General features: G+C 64.3%; 12 protein-coding genes. 3 read left to right on the top strand and 9 right to left on the bottom strand.

Translation table 11 applies throughout. The features are described 5' to 3' along the window. Positions 1 to 107 precede the first annotated feature (107 nt). Positions 108 to 452, bottom strand: a complete 345-nt coding sequence (locus VGN72_20285) for a hypothetical protein (GenBank protein ID HEV7301688.1) — start codon at positions 450 to 452, stop codon at positions 108 to 110. Between the two features lie 45 nt (positions 453 to 497). Then, entirely contained in the window at positions 498 to 1,091 is a 594-nt protein-coding gene (locus tag VGN72_20280) for a PEP-CTERM sorting domain-containing protein (protein HEV7301687.1), read from the bottom strand. Between the two features lie 168 nt (positions 1,092 to 1,259). Here VGN72_20280 and VGN72_20275 point away from each other — a divergent pair, with 168 nt between their 5' ends. Further along, on the top strand, positions 1,260 to 2,405 hold the full coding sequence (locus VGN72_20275; protein ID HEV7301686.1) for a substrate-binding domain-containing protein: 1,146 nt from the start codon (positions 1,260 to 1,262) through the stop codon (positions 2,403 to 2,405). Positions 2,406 to 2,500: 95 nt separating this feature from the next. Here VGN72_20275 and VGN72_20270 read toward each other — a convergent pair whose 3' ends face one another. Further along, a complete protein-coding gene (locus VGN72_20270) occupies positions 2,501 to 6,871 on the bottom strand; it encodes a hypothetical protein (GenBank protein HEV7301685.1) in 4,371 nt (1,456 codons plus the stop codon). 393 nt (positions 6,872 to 7,264) lie between these two features. On the opposite strand from VGN72_20270, the gene VGN72_20265 reads away from it, so the two are divergent. Both VGN72_20265 and VGN72_20260 read left to right on the top strand, forming a co-directional pair. Next, positions 7,265 to 9,394, top strand: a complete 2,130-nt coding sequence (locus VGN72_20265) for a hypothetical protein (GenBank protein HEV7301684.1) — start codon at positions 7,265 to 7,267, stop codon at positions 9,392 to 9,394. A 274-nt stretch (positions 9,395 to 9,668) separates the two neighbouring features. After that, entirely contained in the window at positions 9,669 to 10,559 is an 891-nt protein-coding gene (locus tag VGN72_20260; protein HEV7301683.1) for a helix-turn-helix domain-containing protein, read from the top strand. A 121-nt stretch (positions 10,560 to 10,680) separates the two neighbouring features. Here the strand turns inward: VGN72_20260 and VGN72_20255 are convergent, their stop codons facing one another. The 6 genes from VGN72_20255 to VGN72_20230 all read right to left on the bottom strand — a co-directional run bounded on the left by VGN72_20255 (position 10,681) and on the right by VGN72_20230 (position 16,168). Further along, positions 10,681 to 11,502, bottom strand: a complete 822-nt coding sequence (locus tag VGN72_20255; protein ID HEV7301682.1) for a phytanoyl-CoA dioxygenase family protein — start codon at positions 11,500 to 11,502, stop codon at positions 10,681 to 10,683. Positions 11,503 to 11,781: 279 nt separating this feature from the next. Beyond that, positions 11,782 to 12,450 carry a ThiF family adenylyltransferase gene (locus VGN72_20250; GenBank protein ID HEV7301681.1) on the bottom strand — a complete coding sequence of 223 codons (669 nt, stop codon included), beginning with the start codon at positions 12,448 to 12,450 and terminating at the stop codon, positions 11,782 to 11,784. A 9-nt stretch (positions 12,451 to 12,459) separates the two neighbouring features. After that, entirely contained in the window at positions 12,460 to 12,843 is a 384-nt protein-coding gene (locus VGN72_20245) for a Mov34/MPN/PAD-1 family protein (protein HEV7301680.1), read from the bottom strand. Positions 12,844 to 12,851: 8 nt separating this feature from the next. Then, entirely contained in the window at positions 12,852 to 13,724 is an 873-nt protein-coding gene (locus tag VGN72_20240) for a hypothetical protein (GenBank protein HEV7301679.1), read from the bottom strand. After that, complete coding sequence (locus tag VGN72_20235; GenBank protein HEV7301678.1) at positions 13,721 to 14,434, bottom strand: hypothetical protein; 714 nt, start codon at positions 14,432 to 14,434, stop codon at positions 13,721 to 13,723. The genes VGN72_20240 and VGN72_20235 overlap by 4 nt, the downstream gene beginning before the upstream one ends. Positions 14,435 to 14,503: 69 nt before the next feature. Beyond that, positions 14,504 to 16,168: a hypothetical protein gene (locus VGN72_20230; GenBank protein HEV7301677.1), complete on the bottom strand. Its 1,665-nt coding sequence runs from the start codon at positions 16,166 to 16,168 to the stop codon at positions 14,504 to 14,506. Positions 16,169 to 16,462: the final 294 nt, after the last annotated feature.

Below are 16,462 nucleotides of genomic sequence, written 5' to 3'. Positions count from 1 at the left end.
GCTCGGATGACGGTGTTGAAGCGCAAATGAAGACGCCCGGCGAACCGTAAGGTTGACCGGGCGTCTTCATGCCTGTTGATGACGATGCTCTACGTGAGCGCGCACACTTAGAATTCGTTCGCGTCGATCTTCTTCTGTTGCTCGACATGCCCGTCGACAAACCCGACGCTGAACGTGCCGTTGTGACGCCGCGACCCTTTACCGTTCGCGCGGTCGACCGGCCAGGGTGCAAAGTTGCCCCACTGGCCCAGCGGTGGGTTCCAGTTCGGATTGCCGTGGGTCGAAAAGTAGAACGGGTCTGCACCCGGATTGTTGGAGATGACCGAACCATCGAACGTCAGCACCGTGCCTGATCGCACGCGCGTGATTCGTGTCGGGCGCTTGTCCCAATCGAAACCATAAGCGCCGATCGCACTCTGCCAACGGTACAGTGCGCTGAACCGGTCGTTCATTGAGTAGTGCGAACTCCAGCGGTCCGTGAAGTACCAGGCCCCGAGCTACACCGCTGCGCAACGGCGGCGGGCCAGCAGGCCCATCGCCCCGACGCTCAGTAGGCCCAGCGTCGTCGGCTCAGGGACGGCGGCGGCGGCCAGCGTGATGTTGTCGAACTCGGGATCACTTTGATTGCTGAACGTGACGCGCGACAGGCTCGTGAACGACGCGGGAAGCGTGTAGGTCGCCATCGTTCCCGCTAGCGTGAACACTTCAGCCGATCCGACCAAAAAGTCCGCCGCGTCGTAGCCACGCACCGTGACTGAGGGGGGATTACCGTAGCGCGTCTTACCGTCAAATGACACCAATGAGAACAGCTCGCCAGGTATCGTGCTGGTCATCTCGAACCCGCCACCCTCGCCACTGTCACCGCCCCAGCCACCGTCTTGGAGCAGGCCCTGATCGATGTTGATACCGGTGAAGGAGTGCTCGCGGATCTGGAATCCCGCCTCAGTGTATGTGCCGTTGTCGGGACCATTGCTGCCCAAAGTTTGGTCGGGGACGGAGAACGTCATCACGGCACCGTGCAGGTCGGCATGTGCGAAAGACAACGCGGCACCGGCGGACAAGACGAGCGTAAGCAGTTGGGTGCGGACCATGAAAACTCTCCTCCTGAAGCGACGATGTGACAGGGCGCGTGACGCGCCGAATAACTGAGGTGGGCGGCGATCCGCCAACGCTTCAAGAATACCTCCACACTGCAGGATGGCTTGGCTGAAACGCGCAAAAATTTTCCGTAATCGCGACAACGGCTGTATGGTGGGGTCGTGGCACGGTCAATCTTGCTGATGCTGCGGTTGGACGGGGCGTATGGGCGCGGCGTGCTGCGCGGGGCGACGGCATACGCGCAGTCAGCCACGGTGGACTGGGCGTTTCGGCACCTGGCGCCCGAAGACGTGCCGCTCGAGGCGCTACGCCTCTGGAAGCCGGACGCCGTCGTCACCCAATTGGCCGACGCCAGCGTGTTCGATCGTTTGCGTGAACTTGCAGTCCCAGTAGTTAGCGCGTCGCTCGATTACCAAAACGTTCCCTCGGTCGGCACGCCCGAAACGCTTGTGGTGGACTTGGCCGTCGAGCACTTCGCGTCGCGCGGCCTGCGGCATGTCGGTTACGCTGGGTATGGCTGGCACAACAGTTTCTCCCCATTGATGTCGGCGGCAGCGCACGCGGCGGGCATGTCGTTTCACCTGTACGATTTCGAGCGTTACCGCCTTGGCTCCGAAAGGTTTGAGCGACCGGCCGACGCGGTGGCGCTGTGGCGATGGCTGAGCGACTGCCCCAAGCCGATCGGCTTGCTGGCGGCGCACGACCACCGCGCGTGGGAGGTCGCCGAGGTCTGCCGCTCGCACGGCATTCGCGTGCCAGAGGACGTGGCGCTGATCGGCGTGGAGAACGACGAGCCGCTGTGCGCCTCGGCCTATCCGGCGCTCAGCAGCGTCGCGCTGGCGGCCGACCGCATCGGGTACGAGGCGGCAGGGCTGTTGGACCGCCTGATGCAGGGAGCCAAGCCGCCGCGACGTCCGATCGAGGTGCCGCCCATTGGGGTTATCGCGCGCCAGAGCACCGACGTGCTCGCCGTCGACGAGCCCGCCGTCGCCGATGCCGTCCGCTTCGTCCGCACGCGCGCTGGCGACGGGCTGGGCGTGGGCGATGTGCTACGCGCCGTTCCGGTGAGTCGCCGGTGGCTCGAGCGGCGATTCCGCACGTTGCTGGGACGCAGCATCCTTCAGGAGATCCACCGCGCCCGCGCCGAGCAGGCCAAGCGGCTGCTGGCGACCACCGACCTGCCGATGCCCGACGTCGCCGAGCGCAGCGGATACGCAAACCCTAAGCTCTTCAGCGCGACTTTCCGCAAGCACTTCGGCATGACGCCGACGACGTACCGACGGCAATCGCGGTTGCGCGCGACGTGAACGCCGACCAATCGCGGGCGTTTGCGCGCCTAGCCCAGAGGGTGGGGCCGGGCGCATTGGATCACACGCTTAGGCTGTGGCCCCCGGCGTCCCCATCACTGGCTGAAGGTCGAGCCCAGGTTCCGCAGCAGCGCCGAGAACAGCAACTTCTTCTTCGCCAGGTTCTCCGGCAGGTCGTCGCCATCGTAGCGCACCTGGTTCAGCAGAACGCCACCTTTGCCGATCGGGTACTTCACGATTCCGCAGGGCGTCGTGAGCGGAATCACCCGCTTGGCATGGTCTGCCGGCAACTCGCGACGGATGCGCAACTCGTCGAATGTCACCAGCTGGTTGCTGACCTCCTTCGCGGGCGGGTAGGTCGAGAGCAGCTTGATGGCGATCTGCTTCGCCTGCGTCGGCGGGAGCTCGATCGTTTGCCAGCCGATCTGGTCCTTCAGGGTGAACTGCGTCACCGCCGTGCCGTCGAGGAGAACCTCGATGTCCTTCGCCCAAATGTAGGCATCGCTCTGCCACAGTTCGATCGCCTTGATCGTGTCCGGACGATCGAGCTCCAACGTCACCTGTTCCCCGCCGTCTGCGGAGAGATACTGAGTGTAGCGCCAGAAGGTCTGTGCTGTCAGCCCGTCGGTCAGCGGCAGGTCGCTGCCCTCCTTCAAGCTACCGACCTTCGCGAACGAGGCGATCTCGTCGGAGGCGTCCACGACGTTGCTGAACAACTTGCCCGAAACGCGATGCGTGCCGGTCCAAGGCATGATCACCTCCGGATCGATCTGCTGCACGTCGCGGTCGGAGATGCCCATGGTGAGGGCGTCGTCCATCGCGTCGATGAGCGCACTTTCCTTGCGGAATGGGCGGATGCGGTGTTGGATGCCGACCAGCTTGCTGAAGGCGGCCAGGCCCGCTTCATCAAGCCCGGCGAGCATGATCCAGCCGCCACGTTCAGCCATTGCTTGGACGGCCGGCGCGTTATCGAGCAGCGCTCGCAGGTTCGCCGGTGTGGCGGACACGACTAACACGTTCGCATCTAGGGCCAGCGCCGCCTTCACGTCCGGGCTCTTCTCCTGCGCGATGCCAAGACCATCGACGTACGCGGCGAACGCCGGGTCACCGGCGACCACGACCGTCCGCGTCGCCGTGGCGTTTGCGCGTGCGGCGGCCCAGCTCAGGGCGTTGGTCAGCAGGCGATCGGCAACCGGATCCGATCCCAGTTTGTCGCCGACCAGCAATTGGCTCAGCAGATACGATCCGCGACCGACCAACAGTTCGAACATGGGGGCCAGCGACAGGTCTTCACCTGCTTGGATCAGATTGACCGACCCGCTGGGCGGCGTAGCGTAACTCAGACGGTAGTTGAGCTGATCGGCGCCGGCCCACGTGAAGAAGTCGTCGGGGGACAGCCCGTTCAGCACGGGGTGTGCGAGCGCCATCGGGTGAGCGATCGCACCGGTATGGCCGCCGACCTTCTCCCACTCGGGGCGAGCCGCTTTGCCCTTCTCCTTACCGGCGAGCAGGATGCCAGCGACGGGCAAGTCCGCCTCGCGAAGCGGGTTGGCCTGCTCCAGCACAATAGCGGTGTTCCCGGCGGAGACGAACTGTCGCAACGCCGCTGCAACGGACTGATGATTCTCGGCCGTGATGGCACCGGGCCCGACGAGCAGGGTTTTCGCGCCGGCCGGGATCGCGCCCAGATCGTCAATAGCGGCCATCGGCGCCTTGCGCTGCTGGAGCCATCCCACCACCTTGCCTTGGGGATCGAACACGGCCAGCGTCTCGGCCGACAGTGCGGCAGGCGCCGCAGCGGGCAGCACGGCAATGGCCCGGCTGTCTTCAAAGACGCGCGTCTCGCCGTTGAACAACTCGAGAATGAGCTTGCCGTCCGTGCGCTCCTGCACCGACGGCATACGGACCGTTATCGTGTCTTCCTGATTCAGGCCCGCCTTTAACTCGTACGACTTCTGACCTTGGTCGGCGACGTTCCCGTTGAACTCGACGCGCCAGCGGAAGTCGAGCGTCGCGTTCGAGCGCGTGTCGTTGAAGACCTTGATCGTCCGCGTCACCGTTGCCTCAGGATAGAAGGCGCTGTTGTACTCCCGGATGAACACCGCCTGAGCCGCCATCGACTTCTCGATCGTCGGCAGCGGCCCAGTGCAGGGATTCAACATGTACACGTCTTGCCAGCGGCCGCCCTCGGTGTAGATGCGACCATACTTGCCGCCGGCAGCGTCGCGGAACTGCTTGCCGCGGTAGACCTTCGGGCCACCGAACCACGCAAAGTTGCCCATGCCGGGAAAGTAGAACTCCTCGCCTTGAATCTGCGGGCGGTTCCCATCCCAACGGTAGAGGGTCTGCATGTCGCCCTCGCGCTTCTGCGACACCGCACCGATGTTGTACTCGTAGAACTCTCGCGGCGTCCTGAACTCGCCGGTCATATAGTGCCAGCTGTTCACCTCGTTGAGCCCGCCGAAATCGCCGGCGCCGCTCTCGACCGCAAGCCGGGTCGGGTCGAGCTGCCTTGCCACCTCGACGACCTCGGCCATCTGCTTCTCGTGCTTGGCGATCTTGTCGCCGAAGAAGAGCCGGCCGGTGATCATGCCGACCTCGTTACCGACCTCCCAGTTCCAGATGCTCGGGCTGTTCCGATGTGCCTTGACCTGCTGGGCGATGTGGAGCTTCCAGTTCTCCCACATCCGCGGGTTCTCCAGCGCGACGTTGCCGAACATCCCCTCCCACGCTGAACTCATGCGGCCGGGGATGCCGCTGCGGTCGAACACCTCAGTGTCGAGGGCGTTCATGCGCATGCCGCGGTTGTTCCAGCGGAAGTACTCGTCCAGCGCCGCAGCCGAACCCGTGGGTCCCCACGCGTTCCACATGTGCGGCCGCCAGCGAATGCCGTTGATCGTCACGTGTCGGCCGTCCACCGCCAACTCGCGGAAGCCGAAGAGGGTATTGCGGACATCGACGGGCTTGCCGTCCACCAGCAGCGTCGTGCGCAACTGGTAGCATGTGGGCATATCTTTGATCGACTCGGAGGGCCACCAGAGCTTCGCATCGGCCCACTTATCACCGATCGCGGCCGACGCCTTTCCACCGGCTGGGATCGAGAGCGTCCGCGGGGCGAATGTCTTCTCCACCTCGCCGGTGCGGTCGTTCACCGCCTCGGTCTTTAGGGTCACCTCCATCGCCTGGCCCTGTGGGTTCGTGACCTCCACGTCGGCGTCGAGGCGCATGTCCTTCACGCTGGTGCGCACGAAGGCGTCGGAGGTGTAGGCGGGACCGGCGACGATCAGCGTGGCCGGGCGCGTCAGGCCGGTCTGGATGGCCTCGCCACCAATCTTGCCGGTGGGATAGGTGCAGTCGATCCACTTGAAGTACTTGAGGAACTGCTCGGTGCGCGGCTGATTGCGACTGCGATTGAGCTGGCCGGGCTGATGGTCGATGGCGTAGTACGCCCCCTTGATCACCACTTCGATCGTGTTGGTCTGCCCTGGCTTGATGGCGCGCGTGATGTCAAAGTCCATCGGCACCATCGTCGATTGCCGGCCTTCAACGAACTGCCCGTTCACGAAGACGCTGGTGATCCACGCGTGGCCGCCGAAGTGCAGCAGGAACGATCTGCCGTCGAGATCAGACGGCACATCCACCCGCGTCCGGTAGGCCACCCGATGGCCAAACGATAGCTCTGGCCGTTCGGTCCATGCATCGGCCGGCACCTTAATCCCCCGCCAATGCAGCTGCTTTTCCGGCAGCTCCTTGGTGGGCTTGTAGGGGGCCGCATCCATGTTCGGGTCGTCAAAGCGCGCCACCTGCCACAACTCGCTCAACGGCACTTCGATGCGTGCCTCGGCCGACGATGCAGGCACTGCGTGGATCACCTTTGCAGCCTGCTGATCGACGTCGGCGTTGTAGGTCTCGCCGGGCTTGAGCGTGTTGTCCGGTGTCCATTGCAGTCCCTCGGGGATCAGCGCGATGCAGTCGAGCCCGAAGATGAACCGGTCGTTCTTTTCCGGCCGTGTGAAGCGGACCTCCAGCTTGTGCTGGCCGGCCGACAGGTCCAAAACGGGCCCTTGATCCCAGGCGAGTTCGCTCCACACCGCCAGTTCCACCACGTTAGTGGTCGCATGATCGGCCGGCATTTCCTGCCAGGCGCCACCATCGACACGGAACGCCAGGTCGGCGCGCACCCATTCAAAGCCAACTCGGGCCCAGAGCACGTACTTACCGGCCGACTGCACGTTCACGTCGTAAGCCAACGTCACACCGTCGGTCGGGGTGTTATCTTCGTCTGTCGAGAAGGTCATCCACTGTCCCGCCGACAGGATGCCGGGCCGCGAGCTGCCTGGCTTCACGTCGGCGCCCGATACGGCCGTCGCCGACTCGCCCTCAACCCATACCGGTTCCGCCGCCAGACACGCCCCGTGTAGCAGGACTGACGACACGACGCAGACCGCTGCCTGGATACGATTCATGGGCTCTCCCGTTTTTGGCACAAATGCCGCAACCGCCAATTGATGTGAGGCGGCGCACCAATCCTGAGTACCGATACTTGTGCTAAAGCCGTTGTGACGGTCTATACCGGCGGCACGTTGCCAGTGTTGAAACTGAAGATCGCACAATACTTCGACCGAATGATTCGCCTCCGACTCCCGCGTCCGATGACATTATCGTCCGTTGGACGCGCGATGGCTTTCGGTGGCACAATGCCAGCCGCACGCAAACCCGATCGGCCGTGGCCCCCTGCTTCGAAGGACGGTCGTCACCGATGTCGCTGCTTGGAGGTGCGCGGCCGTCACTACGGCGACCGCCTCCACAGCATCGCACGATTGCCTTGATCGATGCACGTAATCCTGGAGTGATGATTGATGAGCGAGTCGACACCCTTCCATGACGACGATCGCCTCCCGCCGGCACACCATTGGCCGCGATGGGAGGCGCTGTCGGGGTACTTCTTCGACGGGCCCATTCTCGGCAACGGCTTGATCGGCGCGGTCGTGCATCGGCAATCGCCCGACCGGTTTGACGGCAACGCGAACACAATCCTGTTCGCGTTCAATCGGGCCGACCTGACGCAGCCGGTGCCCCGCATCCCGGAGGGACCGACGTCGGCGCGGTTCATGGTGGGGCGCTTTACCTTGCGGCCGGCGGGGACCATCGATGCCATCGAGATGGAATTGAACTTGGCGGTGGCGGAGCTGCGCGGAACCGTGCTCACGTCGCGCGGGCGGATCGAGTTGCGAGCGATCGTCCATGCGACGCGGCCGATCCTGATGATTGAGCAAACGGCTTACGGTGATGAGGTACCGGCCGCGATCAACTTCCTGCCCGCGCCCGCGGGTGTCGTCCGCGTGCTTGGCCGGGTCGACTATGAAGAATCGGCAACATACGACCCACATCCACCCGCCCGCCGGACCCAGGAGGATGACATTGCCCTCCACGAGCAGAGCATCGGCGGCGGCCGCAGTTACACCGTCGCATGGACACAGCACAGCACGGCACCGCAGCAAGGCCGCTTCCACGCAACGCTCGCCTACTCTCACCCCGTCGAGGCGGCGGGCGCTTTCGATCCCGTCTCAGCCATTCGTGACGCGCGCGAACGCGATCCCGCCACGTTGGTAGAAGAGCACCGGGACTGGTGGTCTCAGCACTATTCTCGGCTGGCGCTCAAGTTGCCCGATGATCCGCAGACCGAGCGATTCTGGTGGCTGCAGCAGTACAAGATCGGCTGCCTCATGCGGCCGCACCTTCAACTGCTCGACCTGCTGGGCCCGTGGTACTGCCACACGCCTTGGCCGGGCATCTGGTGGAACTTGAACACGCAGATGATGTACCGGCACCTGGCGACCGGAAACCGGACTGAGTTGGCCGCCCCACTATTGCGCATCCTGGAGCGGAACGTCGAGCAACTGCGGCGAAACCTGCCGGAGGATTGGCAGGACACGGGCGCGCTGGCGATCGGCCGAGCCAGCAGCTTCGATCTCGACTCACCCGTGACGATGATCGCCAACGAAGCCGACCCCACGCTAGAGGGGCGCGAAGCTGGCAATCTGCTGTGGGCCCTCCACACCGTCTGGTGGCTGCTGGAGCACGCGGGGGATCATGACGCGATTCGCACTCGCCTCATCCCACTGCTGCGCCGTGGGGTCAAGTTGTATGCGCAGCTGCTGCTGGAGGGAGACGATGGCAAGTGGCACCTGCGAGAGACGTTCTCCCCCGAGTACAAGGCCGCGGCCGACTGTCACTACGACCTTTCCCTACTGCGCTGGGCCTGCGGCCTGCTAGCGGATCGATGCCCAGACGATCCGGACGCGGCCGAATGGCGGGACGTCGTCGGGCGATTGGTCGATTATCCGCTCGACGCCGCCGGAACGTTCGCCGTCGGACGTGGCGTCGTGTTCGACCGCGGCCACCGTCACTTCTCGCATCTGCTAGGGATCTGGCCCGTCGGTGATATCGACTGTGGCCCCCCCGAGAGCGCGGCGAGGGTTTTGCGGTCGATCGAGCACTGGCTGAGCCGCGGCGAACTCGCCGGCTGGTCCCACGCCGTTGCCGCCGCAATGTACGCGCGTCTTGGCAGGGGCGAAGCCGCGATTGAGCAGTTCCGCGACTTCCTACGCAGCCTTACGTTCACGACCCTCTACCGAGAGGCCGGGTTGTGCCTTGAGACGCCGTTCCTGGGGCTCGATGCCCTGTACGCCATGCTCGTCCAGTCCGGACCGGGCGAGATCCGGCTCCTGCCCGCGTTGCCGAAAGCGTGGCGCTCGCTCCAACTAGACGGCCTGCGCCTGTTTGGTGCTGCCACCCTCGCTCTGACCTTGCGGGACGATCGCATCTACGCAACGGTCCGATCTACCACTGGTCTTGTCGCGCGCGTCTCATTCCCCGGAACGCTCCAAGCGACCAGGGGCTCGGCGGAGCAGCAGGCCGATGGCTCCTGGATGATCGACATTCCCGCCCATGGCGGCGAGGTAGAGTTCACTGGCAAGGTACGATGAGTAGAGTGCGACTCGGATCAGCAATGGCGAGATGGCATATGGGGTCAGCGCCCTCGGCGACGTTCACGACCAACGGCCTATGCGTTGTCGAACTCGATGTCAGCTACGACCTCGGGAATGGGGCTGATTTCTTTCGAGGCGGCTTCGCAGGCCGCAGGTTGGACCCAGCGTGCCAAACTCTTATAAAGTATCCGTGTAAGCGATGAACGCGGCTCTGCAAGTGCTACGATGCCCGTTGGACGCCAGCGCCGACCACATCGCGCGAGCTATAGAAATGGCTTTCACGGCAACGCAGACGATTTCCCAGGACGACGTAGCCTTATCGGGCCGTCGGCCCGTGCGCGTGCAGTGGTTGGACGTTCCGAGCGTCGTCGCACGCCACGATCACGCGTACCATGAGATCTGCCTAATTGTCGTGGGGGAGGCGTGGCACGAGACAGCGATGGGACAGACGCGGGTCGCGGCGGGTCAGGTGATCGTGGTACCGCCGCCCGGCGTTCACGCGATCAGGCCCATTACCGACACGAGCGTGATCAACGTCTACTACTTGGCCGAGTGGCTCGCGGCCGATCTCGCACTGCTGTGGACGGAGCCAGGGCTCGTTGAGCTGTTTCTCGCCAACAGCGTGATCGGCATGCAGGGAAATCCCGACGTCGTCGAGTTCGCGCTCACGCCTGCAGAGCGAGCTGCGATCGAGGTGGACCTGCGCGACATCGATGGTGAAGAAGCCGCCGCTGCCACCCAGAACACGTTGGTCCGCGGTGCCTTTCTTAAGGTGCTGGCGCGGCTCAGTCGGGCGTACGCACGCACGGTACCGTCCAAGACGCCCATGCGGGCCGAACTCTGGAAGTCGATTTGCCACGTGGAACGACTTGTGCAGACCGCCGCGCCTCTGGACGTGGCCGCTTTGGCGGAACAGGTGGGATTATCCAGCGATTACCTCAGCAAGCTGTTTCGCAGCGCGACGGGCCGGACGATCAGCGACTACTTTCAGCTCCGTCGGGTTCACCGCGCGTGCCAGTTGCTGATGGACCCGAGCTACTCGGTTACCGACATTGCGTTCATCTTGGGCTACTCCGACGCCCCCCATCTGTGTCGCATGTTCCACCGCCACAGAAACATGTCGCCAATGACGTACCGCGCCGTCTACGGGCACCATAGTTAACGCCCCAACTGCTCCACATTCGGCCCAAGCGAAGCGAGGGAACAGTGATAGCAGATCGGGCGTGGCATCTGAACTTCCGTGGACTGTGAGCGATGCCTGCTACCTGCGGGCACGCGGGAAATTACACTTTATCGGAGACGCGTGGGAACAAGTCCATGTCCAGCGGCTGACCCTCGCGCAGCCCTAACCCGTCCGTCACCATGTGGCCTTTCCCGTTGAAGGTCGTGTCGTGCGGCATGTAGATGATTGCGAACGCCTCGCGCACGCCATCGGATTTGTTTGGGCCGGCGTAGTGGAACGTCAGGCCGTTGTGGAACGTCGCGCTGCCGGCCTTCAGCTCGACCACCTTCGGCTTCACCGGCTTGATGTGCGGCGCGTAGTCGAAGATGTCCTGCGGGTCGCCGAGGTTGATCGCCGGCACGGGGCCGATCTTGTGCGTGCCGCCGACGAACGCCATACAGCCGTTGACGACCGTCGCGTCCTTCAGCGCGATCCAGATCGTCGTCTGGCGCCACATGTCCAGGTGCGGCCAGTAAGGCGCATCCTGGTGCCAAGGCGTCTTGTTGTTGTTCGTCGAGGGTTCCTTGAACAGCGCCTGATCGTGCCACAGGCGCATCGGTACCCCCTCCAGTTGCGCCGCCAGATTTCCCAGCCGCCTTGAGGTGACAAACCGTGCCACGGCGGGATGCCGTTGCCAGAGGTTCACCTTCTGTTTGAAGATCTGCTCGTACGCACCTTTCGGGCGCAGCTTTCCGTCGGGCGTAAACTCTGGCGCGGCCGATTCGGCGTCCACTGCACCGGCCACCACATCGCGTAGTTCCGCCAGTTCGGCCCCGACGAACACATCCGGCAGGTTGATGAACCCATCGCGGCGGTACGCCTCGATCTGCTCGGGAGCTAGGACATAGGACGTCAACTCGGAAGAGGAGTATGTGTTGGTCATAAATGAGATACTGCCACGCAACCGGCCGGCAGGCTTGGACGGTTGGACGAATCGGATTGAACGATTCCGTTATTCGTCCGATGAGTGGCACCACGCGAGACAAACGGCCCCTTTGGCTTGACGCCGTGACGGCAATCCTAGCCATAGTGCCGGGCGAACAATGCAAGCACCCAACTGAGCCGAGCATTGCAAGTTCAGCTTTGGCAGCATGGCAAGGCGTGAGACAACGCCGGACCGTCATGGTTTGAGGAAGCAGCAGCATGCGCCGCCGAGCTTGTCTTAGACTGCAGGTCCGCCGTCGGCGGACCGGTCATTCAGTTGGCTGACTGACAGATCGCGCAGCGTGATCGACCAGTTCTTCCGCTCACCAGCGATGACGAAACGCAGGATGGCCTCGGCCGCGATAGCGACCGTGAGCGTCACGAGGTTCCGGGCCAGCGGGTAGTCGCAGACGTCGCCGGCGACGTTGCGCGGGACGCGATACTGCTCGTCCCAAATCACCTCGCCGTAGTCGGCGAACAGCCCCGCATGCAACGTTGCCACCTTCGCCTGCCGCGCATGATCTTGCACGGCCTGACGGGAGGCGGTGTTGTCGAAGCAATCGACGACGATGTCGCAATCCTTCAACAACGCGCGCGTGGTGGCAGCGTTCAACTCCTTACGAATCGCGTCGACCTCAACGCCGGTTGCGCGGAACAGGTGCTTGCGCAGCGCGTCCACCTTCGGCTGACCGATATCGGATTGGCCGTAGGTCTGCGTACCGATGTTGTGCTCTTCCACCCGGTCGTGGTCGATGACGCGCAGCCGTGCGACCCCCTGCCGCACCAAGGTCTCGGCCAGGTTCGATCCGAGCGCGCCCGCCCCACAGATGACCAGCCGCGCCTGCGCCAGCTTAGCGAGCGCATCGGGGCCACGGTAGATCGCTTCATGATGGAACTTGCCGGCCATGGTCACTCCTTACTCGACCGCCACGGTCAATCCGCGGTCGAACTGAACGATGCGCGCAACCGCATGATGATCGCCACCGTCGAACACGAACCCCGCCATGCAGCGAGGCGCCGCGATCAGGCAGAGCAGCGGCTTGCCGAACGCGTCGGTCCAGGCGCGCATCGTGCGCAGGTCGCGCCGGCTGGGCGCCGCGGGACCGGTTGGATGCGTATGCAGGAAGCCCAGGATGTCGCCGTGCGATTCCTCGCGCGACAGCACCCACGGCGCGTCGAACGCCACCGTCGTCGGTTCGCCGATCGAATGGCGGCGACGGCGGAGCATCCCGACACCGCCGCGCCGCTGGCCGGTGAGCACCCAACATTCCTCAACATGTCGTGCGGTAATCGTGGCCATCGCTCACCTCAAACTTGCAGTCCGTGAAAGATCTCACCCTGCTGCTGGCCGGCGCGTAGCACGCCGACCAAGCTCGCCAAGTCGAACTTTCGATCCTCGCCACTCAAGCAGATACCGGCCGACTGCACCGTCAGGTCGTTCTTACGAATGACGCTCGTGTGACGCCGGCCGTCCACCGTGTAGGTAACGCGGTAGACGTCCTTCAGCTCGCTGAAGGCGCGCATCTCCGCCCCGGCGTGCGCGATTGCCTCGCGCAGGCGGTACTCGCCGTTGGCACGCCGATCGGCGACCTGCCGGCGAAGGCGCTCGGCGTGATTTGCGGTGTACGCCAGCCGCTGCTCGGGCGTCAGGCCCTTACGGTCGATGCGCCGCGGATCGCGCATCGACACGATCGCCTCGCGCAGGTACGCCCCCGTCACCGGGTCGGCAGTGGGGTCGATCCCGTCGAACCAGAAGCGGCTGCCGTCGAACCGGGCAACGACGGTATCGAAAAGCTCGCCATCATCGACGCTGCAAATCGGCACGAGGCCATCGAACGCGAACCGGTCATCGCCCAGCGCGGGCTGGCCGAACCACGTATCCGCGTCGCCGTCCTTCTGCGTGAGAACGAACCGCGCCGAAGGGAACAGCTGGAGGTAAGCCGCCCGCTCGCACAGCGTCGCGGGGCGATCGAGCACGGCCATCGAGTAGGACACCGGCTTAAAGACGCCCCACCCCGTAAACGCGAACGGCCGCACACGCACGCGACACACCGCCCCGGCGATCCGCACCTGCACGAAGCCACCCTGGGCGACGGGCGCCAAGAACCGCGTGCGCAGGAACGCCGCTTCCTCGACCGCCAGGCGGTTGATGAGGTTGAGGATGTTAGTGTTGGTCTTCATCGCCGCACTTGATTCATTTCGCTCAACAGTGTCCGTATCTCTTGCCGGGTCAGCGGCCGCTTTGCGGTTGCGCAGACGGCGCGCCCGTACCTATGCTTCAGCTCGTTCACGTTCACCTTGCGGGATCGGTAGCCGGTCCTGTGGCTGAGCAACACATCCCAGGCGTCGAACGTGTTCGGCTCGACGGGTCGAAGTTGGATCTCGTACCACACGCCATTGATCCGCTTGAACGCCCTGACTCCCAATTCCGTCACGAACGGTGCCGGGAGCGCTCTGGCCACGTGCGAGCGTCGCCCACTCGGACGGGACAATGCAAGCAAGCGTGTTTCCGGATCGACGTAGAGCCAGTCACGTCCATAGTGCCCATAACGCCGTTGCCGTTCCCACTGCTGCTCCAGTTGAATTGGATCGCGGGTCACCTCCCACATCAGGTGCTGCCAGATGTGGAGTTGGACCGCCGAGTTGCGGTTGATTCGCTCGCAGATCTCGCTGTAGACCTTGTCCCATGGCTGACCGACATGACCGAGCAGGAACCGGCGCAACGGCGCGAGGTTCTCGTTCAAGTGTTTCTCGCGGTTGCGGTGAGGCCGTTTAATGGGCTCGCGCGTAGGTCGGTTCTCCAGGCGTTCGCGACCCGCACCACGGGGATACTTCAGGCCGCGCCCAATCCGTGGGCGTTCGACCAATACTTTCGCCATATCTTCGCGCATCGGATGTTCTCCTTCATTTCGTGCCGATGCGGCCGGGCAAGCGCGTTTCCGCGCCTGCCCGGTTCAACATCAGGCCACCCGCCGCTTCGGCAGCGGGTACATCATGATTTCCATCAGCAGTTCGAGCTTGCTCGGACGGCTGATGAGCGGCACCAGGTTCGGCAGCGCGTAGTAGTCGCCGCTGAACTGGAACGTGTCGACCGGCACGCCGGCCGTCTTGCACGCGTTCTCCAGGTGCGTCACCGCGCCCGGGGTACGGACGATGCAGACGTTGGGCTGCACGCGCATCTCGGCGCAGTACCGCTGCAACGTGGGCACGAACAGCGGGCCGCTGTTCTCACCCTCGTCGGTCACGAGGATGATCTGCTCGACGTACTGCCGCCGCTGCCGCAGCACGTCGACACCGACACCACAGCTGGTGCCACCACCGGCGTTGATGCCCGCAAGCGCCGTGTGCCACGACGCCAAGTCGTCCCCGCCGCGGGCCACCGGGTACGCGATCGTGTCGAACGCGTACACGTACAGCTCCGCCTCGGTGATCGCGCTGAGCATTGCGCCGATGCGCTTGCCGAGCTCGATCGCGACCGACATCGAGCCCGACTTGTCGATCAGCAACGCCGTCGGCCGCTTGATCGAGCCCTTCGCCTTCACCTGCGCGTCGGCGACCTGCTCGAGCTTGGCCCGCACGTCGGCCGACACATTGGCCGATGCCATCGCCGTCTCGGCCTTGAACGCGCTCACCCGCTTGGCGCCCTTGGCCTGCTCGAGCTTCTGCTCGATCAGCGCCTTGAGCTCCGGCTGGTCCATCGCGCCGCGCTTGCTCAGCGAGGCGACGTTGTTGATCAGCTCCTGCGGGCTCATGCGGTCGATGAGCGCAGCCAACACGGTCGGCGTCATCTGCCGCACCACCGTGCTCGCCACCCGGTACGGGATCGCGTTGTCGACGATCGCCTGCGCCTGTTCCATCGGCGTCGCCGCCTTGGCCAGGGCACGCAGGGCGTACAGCCGGCTGTCGGCCGGCGGGTTGTCGTCGAACAGGATGCGCTGCGCCCGTTCGCCCGGCTGCACGTGCAACAGGGCGTACATGCGCTTCAGCGACTTGCGCGACGACAGCACCGTGCTGTCGAACCAGTCGGCGTCCGCCTCGCGCTCGCGCAGGTAACGCACGATCTCCGTGCGCATCGAACGCGGCGGGCTGCGGAACAGGCCGAACGATTCCGTTTCCAGACGGAACTGCGGCTTCAGCTCCGGCGCCGGCGTTGCCACCGGTACCTGAACCTCGGCCTGCGCTACCGGAACCGCCTGCTGGTGGCGCAGCTTCCGCGCCATGCGACGCAGGAAACCCGGACGAGCCGGGGCCGCCTGCTGCTGCTGACGCTGCGACCGCTGCTTGGCCTTACCGGTCGGCTTCACCGGCACCTTGCGCGTGGTCTTGCGACCGTTCACGAAATCCAGCACGCGCCCCACCTGGTACGGCGGCAGATCGCGCAGCATCGCCAAGCCAACCTCGCGGTGACCCGGGAAGTCGCTGAGCGACAGCATCGCCACGAACATCTCCTTGTGGTCGCGTACGTCGCCGTGGTCGACGTACCACGCGGCCAGCTGCACGTAGAACCGCGGGTCGGTCTTCACGATGTTCGCGTGCACCGGGTGGATCTGTTCCAACTTGCGGTGCGGCGTGGTGAGCAGCGTGTTCAGCAGCTCGATCCGAATGTCCTGTTCGTTGCGTTCCATGGTGATGACCTCCCTCGTTCAAAAATGCCGAATGCCAAGTGCCGAATGCCGCGGATGCGGGCGTGGGCGCTTGACCTGTACAAAATCAGGCACGAGCTTGCGCGAGTCGCGCAAGCGTGTTGTTGCAGGCTCCTAAAACCTGTGTCCTACCGTTAGACGACACCCCACATGGTGGAGCGGCGGGAGTCGAACCCGCACTTGTGTGTAAGCTTTCGCCGTTGGGCGCTAGCTCGTCCCTGATGTCCGTTTCGTCGTGAACCGTATGCGGGCGTGCGCGCGAGTCGCTTGAGCCAC

It is taken from the genome of Tepidisphaeraceae bacterium (genome assembly GCA_035998445.1).
Taxonomy (GTDB): Bacteria; Planctomycetota; Phycisphaerae; order Tepidisphaerales; family Tepidisphaeraceae; genus DASYHQ01.
This window is presented reverse-complemented; position numbering and strand designations above follow the sequence as displayed.

What these genes read in the sequence shown, in the direction of transcription:
- VGN72_20285 (HEV7301688.1), bottom strand. Translation starts at nt 452, where the DNA reads ATGAACGACCGGTTCAGCGCACTGTACCGTTGGCAGAGTGCGATCGGC.
- VGN72_20280 (HEV7301687.1), bottom strand. Translation starts at nt 1,091, where the DNA reads ATGGTCCGCACCCAACTGCTTACGCTCGTCTTGTCCGCCGGTGCCGCG.
- VGN72_20270 (HEV7301685.1), bottom strand. Translation starts at nt 6,871, where the DNA reads ATGAATCGTATCCAGGCAGCGGTCTGCGTCGTGTCGTCAGTCCTGCTA.
- VGN72_20265 (HEV7301684.1), top strand. Translation starts at nt 7,265, where the DNA reads ATGAGCGAGTCGACACCCTTCCATGACGACGATCGCCTCCCGCCGGCA.
- VGN72_20260 (HEV7301683.1), top strand. Translation starts at nt 9,669, where the DNA reads ATGGCTTTCACGGCAACGCAGACGATTTCCCAGGACGACGTAGCCTTA.
- VGN72_20255 (HEV7301682.1), bottom strand. Translation starts at nt 11,502, where the DNA reads ATGACCAACACATACTCCTCTTCCGAGTTGACGTCCTATGTCCTAGCT.
- VGN72_20250 (HEV7301681.1), bottom strand. Translation starts at nt 12,450, where the DNA reads ATGGCCGGCAAGTTCCATCATGAAGCGATCTACCGTGGCCCCGATGCG.
- VGN72_20245 (HEV7301680.1), bottom strand. Translation starts at nt 12,843, where the DNA reads ATGGCCACGATTACCGCACGACATGTTGAGGAATGTTGGGTGCTCACC.
- VGN72_20240 (HEV7301679.1), bottom strand. Translation starts at nt 13,724, where the DNA reads ATGAAGACCAACACTAACATCCTCAACCTCATCAACCGCCTGGCGGTC.
- VGN72_20235 (HEV7301678.1), bottom strand. Translation starts at nt 14,434, where the DNA reads ATGCGCGAAGATATGGCGAAAGTATTGGTCGAACGCCCACGGATTGGG.
- VGN72_20230 (HEV7301677.1), bottom strand. Translation starts at nt 16,168, where the DNA reads ATGGAACGCAACGAACAGGACATTCGGATCGAGCTGCTGAACACGCTG.